General features: G+C 70.8%; 11 protein-coding genes and 2 pseudogenes. 8 read left to right on the top strand and 5 right to left on the bottom strand.

The genetic code is table 11. The features are described 5' to 3' along the window. Positions 1-94 precede the first annotated feature (94 nt). The 4 genes and pseudogenes from RCR19_RS41945 to RCR19_RS41930 all read left to right on the top strand — a co-directional run. Positions 95-1363: a histidine kinase gene (locus tag RCR19_RS41945; protein WP_331270358.1), complete on the top strand. Its 1269-nt coding sequence runs from the start codon at positions 95-97 to the stop codon at positions 1361-1363. After that, entirely contained in the window at positions 1360-2058 is a 699-nt protein-coding gene (locus RCR19_RS41940; RefSeq protein ID WP_331270357.1) for a response regulator transcription factor, read from the top strand. The genes RCR19_RS41945 and RCR19_RS41940 overlap by 4 nt, the downstream gene beginning before the upstream one ends. Before the next feature lie 542 nt (positions 2059-2600). Continuing rightward, complete coding sequence (locus RCR19_RS41935) at positions 2601-2819, top strand: PLD nuclease N-terminal domain-containing protein (protein WP_331270356.1); 219 nt, start codon at positions 2601-2603, stop codon at positions 2817-2819. A 133-nt stretch (positions 2820-2952) separates the two neighbouring features. After that, positions 2953-3092 (top strand): annotated as a pseudogene (locus RCR19_RS41930) (IS5/IS1182 family transposase); the annotation flags it as partial. A 64-nt stretch (positions 3093-3156) separates the two neighbouring features. Here RCR19_RS41930 and RCR19_RS41925 read toward each other — a convergent pair. From RCR19_RS41925 to RCR19_RS41905, 5 genes are all read right to left on the bottom strand, one after another. Further along, the gene (locus RCR19_RS41925) at positions 3157-5121 is read right to left on the bottom strand and encodes a SpoIIE family protein phosphatase (RefSeq protein ID WP_331270355.1); all 1965 of its coding nucleotides are present in this window, start codon (positions 5119-5121) and stop codon (positions 3157-3159) included. 337 nt (positions 5122-5458) lie between these two features. After that, positions 5459-6319 (bottom strand): SDR family oxidoreductase, encoded by an 861-nt coding sequence (locus tag RCR19_RS41920; protein ID WP_331270354.1) that lies wholly within the window; start codon positions 6317-6319, stop codon positions 5459-5461. A gap of 71 nt (positions 6320-6390) precedes the next feature. Continuing rightward, complete coding sequence (locus RCR19_RS41915) at positions 6391-6825, bottom strand: MarR family winged helix-turn-helix transcriptional regulator (RefSeq protein WP_331270353.1); 435 nt, start codon at positions 6823-6825, stop codon at positions 6391-6393. A gap of 850 nt (positions 6826-7675) precedes the next feature. Continuing rightward, positions 7676-8008 (bottom strand): LuxR C-terminal-related transcriptional regulator, encoded by a 333-nt coding sequence (locus tag RCR19_RS41910; protein ID WP_331270352.1) that lies wholly within the window; start codon positions 8006-8008, stop codon positions 7676-7678. Further along, entirely contained in the window at positions 7969-8676 is a 708-nt protein-coding gene (locus tag RCR19_RS41905) for a hypothetical protein (protein ID WP_331270351.1), read from the bottom strand. The genes RCR19_RS41910 and RCR19_RS41905 overlap by 40 nt, the downstream gene beginning before the upstream one ends. A 323-nt stretch (positions 8677-8999) precedes the next feature. On the opposite strand from RCR19_RS41905, the gene RCR19_RS41900 reads away from it, so the two are divergent. From RCR19_RS41900 to RCR19_RS41885, 4 genes and pseudogenes are all read left to right on the top strand, one after another. Beyond that, entirely contained in the window at positions 9000-12773 is a 3774-nt protein-coding gene (locus tag RCR19_RS41900; RefSeq protein WP_331270350.1) for a S8 family serine peptidase, read from the top strand. 138 nt (positions 12774-12911) lie between these two features. Then, a pseudogene (locus RCR19_RS41895) lies at positions 12912-13091 on the top strand (dihydrofolate reductase); the annotation flags it as partial. 410 nt (positions 13092-13501) lie between these two features. Next, positions 13502-15628, top strand: a complete 2127-nt coding sequence (locus RCR19_RS41890) for a SpoIIE family protein phosphatase (protein WP_331270349.1) — start codon at positions 13502-13504, stop codon at positions 15626-15628. Positions 15629-15887: 259 nt separating this feature from the next. After that, entirely contained in the window at positions 15888-17417 is a 1530-nt protein-coding gene (locus tag RCR19_RS41885; protein ID WP_331270348.1) for a glycosyltransferase, read from the top strand. Positions 17418-17420 lie beyond the last annotated feature (3 nt).

The following is a 17420-nucleotide window of genomic DNA, read 5'->3' as shown; positions in this document are numbered from 1 at the left end:
GTATCCCCGGCCCGTGTCCGTACGACCGCGGGAGGACCCCGCGACGCCCCGCAGGACGATGCGGGCCAGCGGGCCCCGGCCGTAGCGTGAGGCGGTGCATCGGCTGATCGAGACCCTGCCCCGCCTGCGACGCAGCCACCCGTGGCTGACGGACATCCTGCTCGTCGTGCTGGTGGCCGTGCCCCCGGTGATCCGCCCGCAGCCGGGCTGGCGGCCTGTCTGGGTACAGGCGGGGATGTATGCCGCCCTGGTGCTGCCTCTGCTGTGGCGCCGCCGCCGGCCGGTGCTCGTCGCGGCCCTGGTGACGGCGGCGTTCTGGGCGCAGTACCTCGGACAGGTGTGGGGAGGGGAACCGGGCCGCGGCGCCGTCGCCCTGGCCGCGGTCCTGGCCACCCTCACGGTGCGTGGACTGCGCCGGGCCGCCGCGGCAACGGTGCTCTGTGCCGCAGGCTGTGTTGTGCTGTGGATTCCCGCGTGGCAGCGGCAATCCACGGGCCAGGACGGCCGCGGTGCCTGGCTCACCTCGCTCGCGGTGGCACTCCTGCTGGCCGGGGCGTGGGTGTTCGGCGAGTACGTCCGCGCCCGGCGTGCCTACATCGCCGAGTTCGAGAGGAGGGCCGAGCTGGCCGAGTCGGAGCGTGTGGCCCTGGCCCGGATCGCCGTCGCCGAGGAGCGGGCGCGTATCGCCCGCGAGATCCACGATGTCCTCGCGCACAGTGTGAGCGTGATGGTGCTGAACGCGGAGGGCGGCAGGCTGATGCGGCAGGTCGATCCCGCCGTCGTCGACCGCACCCTCGGTGTCATCAGTGCGACCGGCCGTGAGGCCCTGGGCGAACTGCGCCGGCTGCTGGAGGTGCTGCGTACTCCCCACGCGGACGCCTCAGCCGACGGCCCCGGTCCTGCGCCCGGGGGGACCACCGAGTCCCTTGCGGCCGAACTGCGGCGGCTGGTCGGACGCCTCAACACCAGCGGCATGCGCGCCCGGCTGGACTTTCACGGAGAGCGGGGCGGCCTTCCCGCGGATCTGGCCATGCAGGCGTACCGCATCGTGCAGGAGGCGCTCACCAACGTCGTCAAGCACGCGCCGCCGGACGCCACCATCCAGGTACGGGTCGACACCGGCACCGAAGGGCCCGGGCGGCTGGTCCGCGTCCGGGTGGAGAACTCCGCCGGAGCCGGAGGGCAAGCCGCCGCACAGCGCCCCGCCCCGCTGTTCTCCTCCGGTCGCGGACTCACCGGCATGCGCGAACGCACCGCCCTGTACGGCGGGAGCGTCGACGCCGGGCCCACGCCCGACGGCGGCTACTGGGTCACCGCCACGCTGCGCCCCACCAAGCCCGAGCCCGCCACGGCGACCCCATGAGCGGCCGAACCCCGACCCCGGCTCCCACGGCGTCATCGTCCCGGGTGCTGATCTGCGACGACCAGCAGCTGATCCGGATGGGGCTGCGCATGGTCATCGACAGCCAGCCCGATCTCACCGTGGTGGGCGAGGCCGCCGACGGCGACGCGGCGATCGCGAGCGTGGCCGCCCTGGAGCCGGACCTCGTCCTGATGGACGTACGCATGCCGGGACTGGACGGGCTCGCCGCGACCGAACACCTCTGCGCGCAACCCGACGGGCCCCAAATCCTCGTCGTCACCACCTTCGACCTCGACGAGTACGCCTACGCGGCGCTGCGTGCCGGCGCGAGCGGCTTCCTCGTCAAGGACGCCCCCGCCGAGGAGATCCTGGTGACCGTCCGTGCGGTGCTGCGCGGCGAGGTCATGGTGGCGCCCTCACTCACCCGGCGCCTGGTCGAACGCTTCGTCCTGCAGGCCCCCGCGTCCGCGGCCGCCCAGCACAACCGCCTGACGGCGCTCACCGAGCGGGAACGAGAAGTCCTGGCCTTGGTCGCCAAAGGACTGGCCAACGGCGAGATCGCCGACCGCCTCTTCGTCGGGGAGACGACCGTCAAGACCCACCTCGGCCGCGTCCTGACCAAACTCGGCCTGAGGGACCGTATCCACGCGGTGATCTTCGCCTACGAAAGCGGGCTGATACGGGTCGGGGACTGACCGGCGAGAAGCAACCTACCGGGTGGCCCGCATCGTTGCGGCCCGTGCTTGCCGCGTGGTACGCCGCCCGCCGACAACGCCCTCGCCCAACCGGCCTCGCAAACGAACGAGCTACGCAGGCAGAGGCAACTCGCGCAAGCGAGGTGGTGAAGCCATCACCCGCCGCCTCGTGAGCCCTGGCTGCAGCAGCCGGTGGTCGACGAACACACCCTCCCACGACCCTCAACCGGATATATGTCTTGGGTCACCGGCCCGTCATCGCACTCACCCTGATCTGGCTGCTGACCCGGCACCCTGCCCTGTAGGTGCGGGCGGCCGTCGCGATGCTCATGTCCAAAACGGCCGGCCGCATCGCCGTTGCTGCGTTCCCCGTGGCACCACAGCGCCAATCCCCAGACACGTGCCGGCATCGAGCGCACCGCTGCCCAGGGATGAAAGGGACGTGCAGCCTCGCTGCGCGAAGCCGGTTAGCATGGGCGGGCAGTGGGGCCAGGCGGTGCCGCACACAAACGGGCAGACGCCCTGGCACACGAGGTGACCCGATGACGTCCTTGCTGGTCTACGCGATTTACCTCGTAGTCGCGGTGTTGTACGTCTTTGCCCTGGTCGACTGCATCAGGACGCCGGTGTCGCGCATTCGCATGATGCCCAAGGCCGGCTGGCTGATCATCATGGTCCTGTTCCCGGTTTTGGGCGCCATCGCCTGGCGCAACCTGGGCAAGCGCTCCGCATTCGCGGAGGATCGAATGGCTGCCGCCTGAGCTCTCCCTCATCGCTTACGACCAACTGATCGTTTCAAAATGAGTTGAGCTACGGCTCTTGCACTCGGTGATCTTGGTCAGCAAGGTGTCCGGAGGGCGTGCCGGTCTTGTTCCTGACGACGCGTGAGGGCGGCTGGCTCCGCTGCTGCCACCCGCCGCCATCCGGGGCGGTCGCCTGTTCCCAACCGAGCGGCAGTCGCCGGCATCCTGTGCGTGCTGCTGCGGACCGGTGTCATCCGGCGTGACATCCCCGCGGAGACTGTGGGCTGTGGGCTGCTCCGCCTGATCAATTTCGCCGCAAGGACCGCACAGGGAGCACATGAGGCCGCGGGTGCTGTCATGTGCGTCGGATGATCAGCACGGCCACGTCGTCGAGGTGGTTTTCCGCGACCGCGTCGTCGAGGATGAGGTCGGCGGTCTCCTCGGCGTTCAGCCCGTCATGGACGGCTTGGGCGGCCAGTTTCCCGGCTCGCTCCAGTCCGGCGTCCAGTGTCAGGGCTGGTCCTTCGACCACGCCGTCGGTAACCATGACCAGCGCGGCGTCCTTGTCCAGTGTGAAGGTTTCTTCCGGGTAGTCGGCGCCGGGCAGGACTCCCAGTACCGGGCCGCCCGGCAGTTCACGGATGCTGTGGCTGCCGTCGTCGCGTGCGTACAGCAGCGGCACATGGCCGGCGCTGGCACCGGTGACCCGTCCGTCGCCCGGGTCGATGGACAGCATGGTGCAGCTGGCGAATCGTGCCGCCTGCATGGTGAGGAGCAACTCGTTGGTGCGCATCAGCACGGTTGCGGGATCGGGTTCGTGGGCGGCGATCGCGCGCATGGAGGCGCGCACCTGTCCCATGGCCGCGGCGGCGTCCACATCGTGTCCTTGGGCGTCACCGATCTCCAGGGCGACGGCACCGTCGGGCGTGACGAAGGCGTCGTACCAGTCTCCGCCGATGTCGAGCCCGTCTCGGCTCGGGCGGTAGCGGGCGGCGACCTCCAGCCCTGGCAGGTGCTCGGGCAGCGTGGGGAGCATGGTCTGCTGAAGCGCCGCGGCCAGCTCGACTCGTGCCTCTTGCAACCTGACGCGCTTGAGTGCTTGGCCTGCAAGGTCGGCAAGCGTCACCATGAGGGCCCGCTCGTCCAGGGACGAGTGGTGTGCGCTGTCGTAGGTCACCAGCCAGGCCCCGAGCGGCTGCTCACCCGCCGGGCCGAGGGGGGTGATCGAGATGGCATAGCCGGTGTCGAGCTGGTCGAAGTACGGCACCATGGCCCCGTTGGGCCAGCAGCGGATGTAGTCCTCCTGGTCGGGGATGAACTGCGGCTTGCCCGTGCGGATCACGTAGGGCAGCGGACTGGGAGCGTCCAGCGGCAGGCCGTGCACGGCGGCCACCGGTAGCGGGATCCCGGCATCGGAGGAGACGCGCAGGCGGTCTTTCGTGACGAGCGCCAGCGCGGCGCCGGTACCACCGAACGTCGCGGCGAGCCGGGTCAGGACCACCTGCCGTACTTCCTGTTCCGTGACTGCGGTCATCACGGCGGAGGAGAAGGCGGCGATCTCGTCGGCGCGCTGGCGCTCGGCACTCAGCGCGACCAGTGCTCTGCGTCGGCGTGCTTCCCACGTGGTCTCGTCACGGATCACTCCGAGGACCCGCTCAGGACCGCCGGAGCCGAGAATGATCCGGCGACTCTGGCAGACCAGATGGTGGCAGCCGTCGCGTTCGGTGAGGAACCGCACCTTGATCCAGGGGGACCGGGCGGCCGTTGACGTCACGAGCCGCCGCAAAGGCTCCCGGTCCTCGGGGTGGACTCGCCGCACCACCTCGGACAACGGCATGGAGGCCTCCGGGAACAGCGCCGCCAAGGCGGGTGCGCCACCGAGCCATTCCAGCTCGCGCTCCTGGGGTGAATACATGCACAGGCCGAGATCGGCGGCCTTGGCCGCCAGACGGAACGGGATCAACAGGCCGCCCCGGTCGTTTGCCGCGTCCAACGAGTGCACCCAGACCAGCGGCTCCCGGCCTGCGGGATCGTTCACCGATCGTGCCTCGACAAGACAGACGACAGATGCCGTTGCCGGCCCGGGGAACTCCAGCACCCGCATCGCGACCGTGTCCGTCGTGGCGGCGTGGGCCACGAGACTCTCGACCGCAGTCAGCTGGCTTGCGGGCAACAGATCACCGAAGCCGTGCCCCAGGCACTGCTCCACCGACCTGCCCAGCACCCTGGCCATCGCGGCATTGAGGCCGAGGACAGATCCGTCCAGGGCCACGAGAGCCGACGGGGTGGGCCTTCGAAGGAGCTCGTCCAAGGCATCCATCTACAGCTCCCCGACATATACCGAAAAAGCCTCATCCCATGATATTCGGGATGCCTTCGCCACGGGTGTGTCCGAACGGCTGCGTCACGTGACGACGGCGGGGAATCCGCTGGACAACGGTGGGCAACGGCTCGTCAAGATGAGCACGACCGGCCTTCAGCTGCATCCCCCGGCCCGGCCTTTAGCACTCCGGCATGGAGATGCGTGCCGGCTCACTAGGGGGCCGGGGTGGGAGTGCGGCGTTGACCGGCGTGGTGTCGGGTGGATCAGGAATCAGGCCAGAGGGAGGGCGACGACGGCCTCGGCGACATACGAGGTGTGTACCGGCGTCGCTTCATCAGCCCGGGTGACCTGCGATCGTTTCGTGGTAGGTCTTCCCGCTGCTCATCCTGAGCAGCCCGGCGATGCGCCGCTTTGTCAGAGCGGTCGCGATCAAGTCGCCGATGCGAGGCGACAACGCCTCGCCGAGCAGCAGCATGTTCGCCGTGCGCGGCAGCACTACACGTCGCTTCCCTCGCCGCACTGCGGCCACCACGGCTCGTGCCACTTCGTTGGCCGACAGCGGCGTCATGTGCCGGAACGGGGGCGGCATCTCCGCCTCCTTCGCCTCCCGCAGCAGGTCGGTGGCGGTGAGCGCCGGATAGATCACCGACACTCGGATACCGCTGCCGGCCACCTCCTGGCGGAGACCGTCCGAGAAGGCGGAGACCCCGTGCATCACGATCGCGTACGAGCCGAATCGAGCGAACGCCTTTCGCCCCATCACGGACGACATGTTCACGATCGCCCCTGAACCCTGCCGCCGGAACACCGGAAGCACGCGCTGCGTCACGTTGATCATTCCGAAAAGGCTCGCCTGCATCGTCTGGCGGACGTTGTCTTCGAACGCCGCCGACTCGACACAGCCCACCCTCCCGATCCCGGCGTTGTTCACCAGCACGTCGATCCGCCCGAACCGGCTCACCGCGGCGTCCACCAGGGCCGTCACAGCCTCGGGGGAGGTCACGTCCGTCGGGACCGACAGCACGTCCGACCCCAGAGCGCGGACTTCGCTCTCCACCTCGGCAAGCCGCTCAGCCGAGCGGGCCGCAAGAACCAGCAGCGCCCCCTGCCGGGCGAACGCCAACGCAACGGCTCTACCGATTCCCCGCGATGCACCCGTGACCAGTACAACCTTGTTCACGAAGGAGACACTCATGACATTCCCTCTCTCGTTGTATATACAACATGAGGAGCTGGAGCGGGCCTGCGACCACCCCTCCCTGAGCGCTATGCGCCTGGCGGATACCCCATGCCGCCCGCAATCTCCCGGACCGCCGCCACGCCCGCCCCCAGAAGCCGAGCAGCCTGCTGCTGGGCCTGGCGCCACTGCGGCATCACGGATTCGATCTTGGCTCGGCCGGCGCCGGTGAGGGCGACTTCACGCATGCCCTTCGCGTCGGACGCCGAGGCCTCGATCCAGCCCTGGTTCAGCAGCAGATGCAGATTCCGGCTGACCGTGGACCTCTCCAACTGGAGCACCTCGCCAAGCCTGGAGGGCGGACACGGGCCCACCTTGCCCAGAGCGGCCAGCAGGTTGACCTGGGCAATGGTCACCCCATGACCCTCAAGGGCGCCATCGTAAAGACTGGTGACCGCCCGGCCTATCAGCCGGATACGCACGGCCAGACAGTCCTGCACGATCGCGTCGACGGAAGCACTCACCCCCTCATGTTGTATCTACATCAACCTCAGGTCAAGCGCTCCGCCCGCCGAGCACCAAGGGGGCCGCAAGCGGTCCTCCCGGTCGCCGGAACGCAGTGCGGGTGACGGCGGGGGCCGCCGGCTGAATGCTCACGGAGCTGGTTCGCAGTGCGCGGCGGCTGTCGCGCCCGCGGCGATGGGCGATGCCGCCGGCTGCTCGGGCGCCGGCGACCCGCCGGTCGACGGGCGTCCGTCGGTGCGGCGGGCGTCTCTGCGTGCCGCGCGGACGACGGTGTCCGCACCGCCTCCGGACGCCGCCCGCCTGTCGGGTGAAGAAGGCGGAGTTGCCACCGTGCCGGGAAGTCGTACGCGGCGGAGCCTGGGGGAACCGTGGGAATTCTTCATCGTGCTGGACTCCCTTGCTTTCAGGTGGCGGCCTACGAGGCCGAGTCCGGCGGGGCTCATCACCCAAAGGCCCCGTCGGCAGGTGGGTGCCGCGCCATCGCCGGGCGCTACGCGGAAACGGAACGGACGGGGCCAAAGCGCGTGAGAGTGGGCCTCGGCGTTCGAGGTCGTTCATCGCCCGCCCTGACCCCATCTCAAGCGGAGAATCACCTCCACTTTACCGGAGGAGTCCTTCCGTTTCAAGTGGGCAGCCGAGTGGCACCGTGCGGTTCACCGGGCTCCACCAGGGAATCGTCGCCTGCCGCGAGCACACCACCGTCACCCGAGGAGGAAGGCGGGTCACGCGTCCGCCCGGGCGCTCCGGGCGGACGCGCCCCGCACGAACGGGGGATCCGCGTCAGGCCGGCCGGACCAGTGGCGTGCGCGCCGGCCGGTAACGGAGTTTCGTGCCGCCGTCTCCGGGACGTCACACCCAATGGCGTCGGGCCGCCGCAACGCCGGCGCCGAAACGGTTCGTCGTCCCGAGCTCCGCATAGAGGTCCTGGATCCGTCGGCGCAGCGTCCGCGTCGAGATCCCGAACTGGCGGGCAATGGCGTCGTCCTTGACCCCGGCGGCGAAGAGGGCGAGCAGGTTGCGCTCCTCGTCGGTGGGCATCCGGGCGCTGCCGTCTTCGGCGGGTGGGCCTGGTGGCGGCGAGGGTTCGAGACCGGGACCGCTCAAGGACGCCGCCGTGGCCCAGTAGCGCTCGAAGAGCTCCGTCAGGGCGTCCAGCAGGGGGGCGCCTCGGTGTAGAGGCACTCGGTGCCCTCGCCGTCCAGGCTCAGCGAGACCATCGCCGCGAACCGGTCCGCCATCGCCAGCTTGATCGGCAGTGCGGGCACGACTTTGGCCTCTTCGCCGCGCGAGACGAGACTGCCCAACTCCTCCCAGCCGCCTTCGGCGTCGAAGCTGGCCGCCGCGTAGACGACCCGCACCCGTACCCCGCGCCGGACCGCCGCCTCGTCGAGCGGCCCGTTGGGAGCCAGCAGGAACGGCGGCCGGTCCAGAGCGCAGATCTCGTGACGGGCGCGCTGCTTCAGGCGGTAGTAGCAGTCTCCGACCGCCTCCGGCCCGCTGATCGTCCTCGTGGCGGGTTCGGCCGTATGGGAGCGCCTGACTTCGTCGAATATCGCCCCCAACGGCTCCGCCGCGTCGCGTACGGCGGCCAGTTGACGCTCGTGCGACTCCACGAGTGCCCGCACGGCATGGCGGGGATCGACGGTGAGGAACTCACCCGAGGATCGGCGGCTGAGCAGTCCGGAGTGGTGAAGCCGCTCCAGCATCGACAGTGCCTGCTCGGGCCGCAGTCCGCATGAGGCGACCACGTCGTCGACGGTCCCGCCTCCGTGGGTCAGCAGCCGGCGGTAGACGGCCTCCGCCTGTGCGTCGAGCCCCACTGCCTCCCAGGGTGGGTCGGCTTCCGTCATCGCTGTCCGCCTCTGGCCTGTGCGCGTGTGATGCGGACAGAAAAATACAAGCCGAGGTGACGCGCAGAGCAACGGACCGGGGCCTTACGGCGTCTGGAGCGTCGGCGGGGCCCGTAGCATGCGACCGCGCGCGGCTTTCGGCAGCGTGTGGACAGTCCAGCGGCGTCTCTCCCAACTGCGCATGATGTATGGCGCATTGCAGGGATTTGGGCCGTGTCAACCTGGTGACATGGCACTCATGTGCCAAAGCACTGTCTTCACAGTGATGCGAACGGATGGCTGACTACGAACAACTCCGGCACATCTAGTTCGTGAGGTTCCCCTTGCCCCTGCCTCCTTCCCGCAGACGCGGGTTGACCGCCGCCGTCGCCGCCCTGGTGGTGCTGACGGCCTTGAGTCCTGCGGCGTCGGCCGATACCGCGGCGACGTTCCCTTCCCCCGCCGCGGCGGCCGGCGGCCCCGCGATCGTCCGCACCGTCACGCTGATCACGGGTGACAAGGTCACTGTCACCGCCAACGGCCGTGCACAGTCGGTCACATCGGTGACCGACCCGCGTGGCAGGACCGGTGGCGCGCATGTGATGACGGTCGGGCCGGACACCTATGTGTATCCCGACGCCGCGTTGCCCTACATCGCGTCAGGAACGCTGGACGAGCAACTGTTCAACGTCTCGGGGCTGCTGAAGGACGGTTACGACGATGCCCGCAGCGACCGGCTGCCGCTGATCGTGACGTACACCGACGCCGCTGCCCGCTCCCGCGCCGCCAAGACGCCGGACGGAGCGCGCAAGACCCTGACCCTCTCCAGCATCCAGGGCGCGGCGATATCCGCCGACCACGCCACGGCGGCCGGTTTCTGGTCGTCCCTGACCGGCAGCACGCCGGCCCCCGCGGCCGGGGCCCGGAGCGACGCGGCCTCCGCGCCGTCGCAGGGGCGGCTGGCCGGCGGCATCGCCAAGGTGTGGCTGGACGGCAAGGTCACCGCGACCCTCGCCGACACCACTGCGCAGATCGGGGCGCCCGCGGTGTGGGCCGGCGGGGACACCGGACAAGGCGTGGACGTCGCCGTCCTGGACACCGGCATCGACGCCACGCACCCGGACTTCGCCGGCCGGATCGCGGCCGCGGAGAGCTTCGTGCCGGGCCAGGACGTCACCGACCGGCACGGTCACGGCACTCACGTCGCCTCCACCGTCGCCGGAACCGGCGCGGCCTCCGGCGGCAGAGAGAAGGGCGTCGCCCCCGGCGCCTCGCTGCACATCGGCAAGGTCCTGGACAACAGCGGCAGCGGCCAGGACTCCTGGATCCTGGCCGGCATGGAATGGGCCGCCCGCACCCAGCATGCCAAGGTCGTCAGCATGAGCCTGGGCGGCGGGCCCACCGACGGCACCGACCCCCTCAGCCAGGCCGTCGACCACCTCAGCAAGGAAACCGGCGCCCTCTTCGTCATCGCCGCCGGCAACTCCGGACCGGAGGCCTACACCGTCAGCGCGCCCGGGGCGGCCGACGCCGCGCTCACCGTGGGCGCGGTCCACGGCCCGGGCAAGGGCGTGGACCAGCTGGCGGAGTTCTCCAGCCGCGGCCCGCGGGTGGGCGACAACGCCATCAAGCCGGATCTGACCGCCCCCGGCGTGGACGTGCTCGCGGCCCGCTCCCAGTACGCGCCCGAAGGCGAGGGCGCCTACCAGACGATGAGCGGCACCTCCATGGCGACGCCTCACGTCGCCGGCGCCGCCGCCCTGCTGGCCGCGGCACACCCCGACTGGACCGGGCAGCAACTCAAGGACGCCCTGGTCAGCACCACTTCGAGCACCCAGCGGTTCAGCCCCTTCCAGGCCGGCAGCGGCCGGGTCGACATCGCCGCCGCCGTGAAGTCCACGCTCTTCGCGTCGGGAAGCGCGTTCGCGCAGACCCGCTACCCGTACACGCCCGGCCAGACGGTCCGCAAGGACGTCACCTACACCAACACCGCCGCCGCGCCGGTGACCCTGGATCTCTTGCTGGGCCAGGACCAGCTGCCCGAGGGTCTGTTCACCCTCACCGACTCGCGCCTGACCGTGCCCGCGCACGGCACCGCAACCGTCGGCGTGATCAGCCACCTCGACGCGGCGGCGGACAATGCCGCCTACTCCAGCCGGCTCACCGCGGCAGGCAGCGACGGCACGGTCCTGGCCCGTACGTCGGTCGGCCTCAACAAGGAGGGGCAACGGGTCACACTGTCGGTCACGGCGAAGGACCGGCGCGGCGCCGCCCTGCCCGGCACCCTCGTACTGAAGGACGTCGAGCGCAACACCCTGCCCAAGGTGTACGAGATCGACGCTTCGGGCCGCACGGACCTGCGGCTGCCGCCGAGCACCTACGCGGCCTGGATGTACGCCGACGTCCCCGGCATCGACGGCACGCACACGCTGGGCTCCGCCGTGTTCTCGGCGCCGCAGGTCGACCTCGATGCCGATCGCACCGTCCGCTTCGACGCCGCCGACCTGCGCCGGGCGGCCGCCTTCACCCCGCAGCCGAGTGCCAACCAGTTCATGAGGGTGGACCAGTACCGCGCCAACGGCGGCCTGTACCCGTTCATGGACAGCTACATGCCCGATTACTGGCTGTACGACAGCCTCTGGGTCACGCCGACGCCGAAGGTGACCGAGGGCTCGTACCACTTCGCGACGCGCTGGCGGCAGATCGAGCCGCCCCTGACGTTCTCCTCCGGATCCCGGACCTATGAGGACGTCACCATCCAGAGCTTGTCCCCCAAGCTGCCGCAGGGCACGGGAACCTACCGAGCCGTCTGGGCCGCCGACGGCTCGGTGGCCGACTTCCGCACCGTGAAGGTGCGCGGCCAGGTAGCCGTCGTGCGCCGCAGCGACACCGTCTCCGCCCCTGACCAGGCGGCCGCAGCGGCGAAGGCCGGCGCCAGGCAGTTGCTCATCCTGAACGACGGCTACGGCAAGCTGGATCCCTGGGCGCAACTGCCCGACGCCGCACCGCTGCCGGTGGCCTCGCTCGGCACCGACGACAGTGCGCAGCTGCTGGAGCGGATCCGCAAGCCCGGCACGGCGACGCTGCGCGTGGTCTCGCACCCCTACCCGCGCTACCTGTACGACCTGGTCCGCCAGAGCGAAGGCGCCATTGCCCGGGATCCGTCCTACCGTCCCCGCAGCGGCGACCTTGCCCGGATCGAGGAGTCCTTCCGCAACACCGAGCAGGGCGAGGCCGTGCAGTACCGCGACGACGTCTCCGTGGTCTCCGGCAACGCCATGCTCAGCACCTCCACGCCCATCCGGGCCCAGGGCACGCTGACGTCTTGGGTGACGGCGGGCGCGGGCCTTCGCTGGGCCTCCGCCGCGGCCATGCGGGACCTCGGCCTGCGGGGCGCGGCCCACGCCTACACGGCGCGCAGTACGACCCGCGAGGACTGGTTCTCTCCCGTCCACCACCCCCGCCTGCTCAACGACGGGATCACCTGGCAGGCGCCCTACCGGGTCGGCGACATCATCAGCACCTCCGTAGTGCCGGCCTGGGGCGACGCGGGCGGGCACGCGGGCGTTGTCTGGGCCGACGGAAACACCTCGAAGATCTCGCTGTACCAGGGCGATCAGCTGCTCGGAGAGGACGTCAACGAGGGGATCGTCACCGTCGAGGGCCTCTCACCAGGCCCGCTGCCCTACCGCATCGTGGTCGAGGGCGATCGGAACCTGCCGGAGCGTCCGTACTCGACCCGCACGCGCACCGAGTGGGGCTTCACCTCCGGCACTGCGGACTACACCGCCCTCACGACCCTGCCGCTGGTCCAACTCGACTACGCGGTGCCCACCGACCCGTCCGGCACGGCCCACCGCCGAACCGGACTGACGCTCACGCCCTCCCACCTGAATGGGGCGGCGGGCAAGGGAGCCATTCGCGCGGTGACGCTGGACGTCTCCTACGACGACGGCGCAACGTGGCACCGGACGGCACTGCGGCAATCCGGCGACAGCTGGACGGCGCAGCTCGCCGCGCCCTTGCGGGCCCGCTTCGCCAGCCTGCGCACCACAGCGCGGGACACCAAGGGCAACAGCGTGAGCCAGACCCTGATCCGCGCCTTCGGCCTGAAGTAGAAGCAGGCCACCGACACAAGGGCCCCTGTCCGCGGTACGGACCGCGGACAGGGGCCCAGCCCTGTTTCCGGGGGCGAGGCCAAGCCGGCGCCCCGCGTGCGGCGCATGCCTCCCCAAGGAACCCAGGGTCGCCCTGCCGTCTGGCTGTGCGGCAGCGGCAGGCTCGCGGGTACTCTCCTGCCCGAGATCGACAACCTGGTGATCAAGAGCCATCCCGTGGTCGCCGGCGCCGGGATCCCCGCCTTCGACCCCACGGTCTTCGACATGGCCGAGCGCACCGCCTTTCCCAACGGCGTCACCCTGAGCCGCCTGACCCGACGCCGGCCTCCCACGATCGCGGTCATCGGCCACCTGCCCGGCGGGCGGACACATAGCCATTCGCGGATCATGGTGGGATGCCGCAACCACTGTGTGGCGCACTCCCCCGCCCCGCGGCTTGCCCTGCCGGACACGCCCTTCGGGTGCCGCGCGTGCTGCCGAGACGCGCGCTCGCCCGCATCACGACCGGCTCTCCACCCCAGCCGTAGCGCCCGACGCCCTCGCTGTGGAAGCGCCACACAGAGGCGGCGTAAATTTCCGGTATCAGATAATAAATAGGAATCTGGCTGCATTCGGTTGCCGGCGCCGACGAGCGCTTCGCCGGTCGCCGGTAGTAGCCCCGCGCGGATGCCACTGCCCGCCTGTTTTCCGGTCGTCTCGCCTACGGCAGGCGGCCCGAGGAGGACGTCATGCACCGCACCCCGCTGGTCCCCCGTCGGGTCGGGACCGCCGTCCCGCCCGTCCGGGCCGCCTTCGTCGTCCTGCTGCTCGCCGTGGTGGTGGTCGCGGGTGCGCGGCTGGTTCTGGCGGCCGGGGGCATGCAGGTCATGGGGATGGCCGAGTACTCCACGCTGATCCCGATCGTGGGCGCCGCTCTGCTGCCGCTGCGGCTGACCCTGATCCTGGGCCTGACGAACCTCGTCGTCGGGATCGTCGCCTACGGCATCCTGCTGCCGTCCATGTCCCATGCCAGCCGGATCACCGTCATCACCGCGCTGGCCGCCTCGATCCTGGTCAGCCTGGCCGTCTGCCGCACCCGTATCGCCATGGAAAGGCGCCTGAAAGGTCTGATGGTCGCCCGGGACCGGCTCACGCTGCTCAGCGAGGCCAGCACCCGGGTCGGCGGCACCCTGGACGTGGCCCGCACCGCGGAGGAGCTCGCCGAGGTCGCCGTGCGCCGCTTCGCCGACCATGCCGCGGTCGACCTCTTCGATCCCGTCCTCAAGGGCGAGGAGCCTGCCCCGGGGCCGCACGCGGGCCCGGTCACCCTGCGCCGCGCCGCCCGGCGGTCGGTGCCGGCCGCGCTCGCCGCCGCATCGCCCGACGGCGGCACCGTCACCTACTGCCGGGGCTCGATGCCCGCCCTGAGCCTGCTGCGGGGCGTCCCCGTGCACGGCCAGTTCCCCGGCGCCGCCGACGGCGAGGAGTGCTGGCCCGCCGATCCGGACGGCACCGGCACCAAGGCGCCGCACTCCGCACTGGCGGTCCCGCTGCGCGCCCGCGGCGTGACCCTCGGTGCGGCCCTGTTCACCCGCTCCCGCCACCGGGACCCCTTCGACGCCGCCGACGTGCTGCTCGCACAGGAGATCGCGGCGCGCGCCGCGGTGTGTGTGGACAACGCCCGCCGCTACACCCACGAGCGCGCCACCTCGGTGGCGCTGCAGCGCAGCCTGCTGCCCCAGGTGGTCCCGCCGCAGCCGGCCGTGCAGGCGGTCGCCCGCTACCTGCCCGCTGATGTCGGGGTGGGTGTGGGGGGCGACTGGTACGACGTGATCCCGCTGTCCGGGGCGCGGGTCGCCCTGGTCGTGGGCGACGTGGTCGGGCACGGCATCCGCGCCTCGGCGGCGATGGGGCGGCTGCGCGCCGCGGTGCGCACCCTCGCCGACATCGACCTGCCGCCCGACGAGCTGCTCACCCACCTCGACGACATCGTCATCCGGCTGCAGAGCGAGACCTGTCCCACCCCGACGGGCGGGGCCGAGGACGCGGCCGAAGCGGATGTCGGCGAGTTCGTCGCCACCTGCCTGTACATGGTCTACGACCCGATCTCGCGGCGGTGCACCGCCGCGAGGGCCGGCCACCCCCCGCCCGCCGTGGTGCACCCCGGCACGTGCGCCCGCTTCCTCGACGTCCCGGCCGGTCCCCCGCTGGGCGTGGGCGGCCTGCCCTTCGAGACCGCCGAGATGCACCTGCCCGAGGGCAGCCTGCTCGCCCTGTACACCGACGGCCTCGTCGAAGCTCCCCGCTACTGTCTGGACGAGCGCCTCGAGCGCCTGCTCGAAGCCCTGTCCGAGCCGAAGCCCACCCTGCAGGACACCTGCGACCACGTACTGGACAGGCTGGTCGTCGACCGCACCCGCGACGACATCGCCCTCGTCATCGCCCGCACCCAGGCCCTGGACGACCGGCACACCGTCGCCTGGGAGCTGCTGGACAACCTCGCCGAGGTCGCCCGCGCCCGCGACCTGGCCTCGCTCCAGCTGGCCCACTGGGGGCTGCCGGAGGCGGCATTCCTCGCGGAACTCGTGGTCAGCGAACTGGTCACCAACGCCATCCGCTACGGCGGCAGCCCCGTGCAGCTGCGCCTGATCCGGCACGACACCCTGATCTGCGAGGTGTCCGACGGCGCCCACACCGCACCTCACCTACGCCGGGCCCGCACCTTCGACGAGGGCGGACGCGGACTGTTCATCGTCGCGCAGCTCGCCGAACGCTGGGGCACCCGCCAGCAGTCCGACGGAAAGACCATCTGGGCCGAACTCGCCCTCCCGCCCGCCACCGTGCCCACCCCCGCACCCGCACTCGCCACGCTGTAAGCCCGGGCCGAGCACCCTCACCCGCCTGCAGGGGGTGCGGGCGGGCGCGGGGGTGCCGCCGCGCCCGCAGGGCGGAATGATCCGCCTATTTACATAGGACGCCTATACCACACTGTGGGTCATATCACCCCGCTATGCCCTATCTGTTGTTTCGTGTCGCGTATTTAACTGTCGGCGAATGCGTGGGGGGAAAGCCGGGCGCATTCGGTGCGGCGCACTGCCGCCACGCCCGCCCGACCGAGACGAAAGCCGTGCCCACGTGCCCCAGCTCTCCTTCAGGAAAACCCGCGGCCTGCACCGGGCCGACCGCCCGACGTCCTGGACCTCCAGGCTGCCGCGCCTGTCCCTGCTCGCCTTCGTCGTCACCGGCTCGGCGGCCGCCTACGTCATCAGCGGCACCCTCCACCTGTACGGCATGGCCGCCATCGGGCTGCTCTCCGTGAAGCTGCTGCTGTCCCTGACCTACCGGCCCTACCAGGCCGCACGCACCGCCGACGTCCGGGGCGCCGCCCCGGGCCGGCTCGACCTGGTCGCGATCATCCCCACCTACAACGAGGACCCCAGCACCCTGCGGCGCAGCCTGCGCAGCATCCTGGCGCAGTCCCGCCCGGTGTCCCTGGTGCACGTGGTCGACGACGCGAGCGGCGACCTGTCCGCCGTGCGGGCCGCCGAGGAGATGGCCGAGCAGTTCGCCCGGGCCGGGATCGGCCTGCGCATCCACCGCCAGAGGGAGAACAAGGGCAAGCGCGAAGCCCTCGCGGTCGGCTTCAGGGCCAGTCCCGGCGCCGACGCCTACCTGTGCGTGGACAGCGACACCGTGCTGGACCCCCAGGCGGTCGAGGAACTGATCAAGCCGCTGTCCAACCGGCGCGTCAAGGCCGTCACCGGTCTCGTCCTCGCCCTCAACCAGCGCAAGAACCTGCTGACCCGGCTGATAGACCTGCGCTACGGCAACGCCTTCCTCTTCGAGCGCGCCGCCTACTCACGGCTCGGCTCGGTGCTGTGCTGCTGCGGCTCCCTGGTCGTCTACCGCGCGGACGTCGTCCACGCCAACCTGGACGACTTCCTCACCCAAAAGTTCCTGGGCCGCCCGGCCGTCTTCGGCGACGACCGCCGCCTGACCAACTACTCCCTGATGCGCGGGCAGGTCCTCTTCCAGTCCACCGCCGTCGCCTACACCGCCGTCCCCGAACGCCTCGGGCACTTCCTGCGCCAGCAGGTGCGGTGGAACAAATCCTTCTTCCGCGAGTCCCAGTGGGCGCTGCGCAACCTGCCGCGCCTGCGCCCCGGCTGGTACCTGACGTTCCTGGAGGTCGCGACCTGGCTGGTGTTCACCGGCGCCGCACTGACCTCACTGGCCGTCAAACCCGCCACCGACCCCGGCAACATCCCCACCCACCTGGCCGGCTACCTCGTCTTCACCGCCGTCATGGGATACGCGCGCAGCGTGCGCTACCTCGACGTGCCCCGGCCCGGCGTCACCTTCGTCGGCCGACTCGGGATCTACTCCCTGGCCCCCCTATACGGGCTGCTGCACCTGGTGCTGCTGCTGCCCATCCGCATCTACGCCATACTCACCATGACCCGCGGCAAGTGGGGCACCCGCCAGACCGGCGTGGAAGTCACCGACGACGCCGCCGCCACCGCCGGCCTCTACCAGGCCCTGCAAGACGCCCCCGCCCCACAGCCCACCCCCGTGCTCTCCTCCTTCCCACACCAGACGGCCCTGGACACCCGCACACCCGCCCCCTACGCCAGCGACTCCCCAGCCACCACGGTCGGCAGCTGAACC

This window comes from Streptomyces sp. WAC07094 (assembly GCF_036320405.1).
In the GTDB taxonomy this organism is placed as follows: Bacteria; Actinomycetota; Actinomycetes; order Streptomycetales; family Streptomycetaceae; genus Streptomyces; species Streptomyces lannensis.
This window is presented reverse-complemented; position numbering and strand designations above follow the sequence as displayed.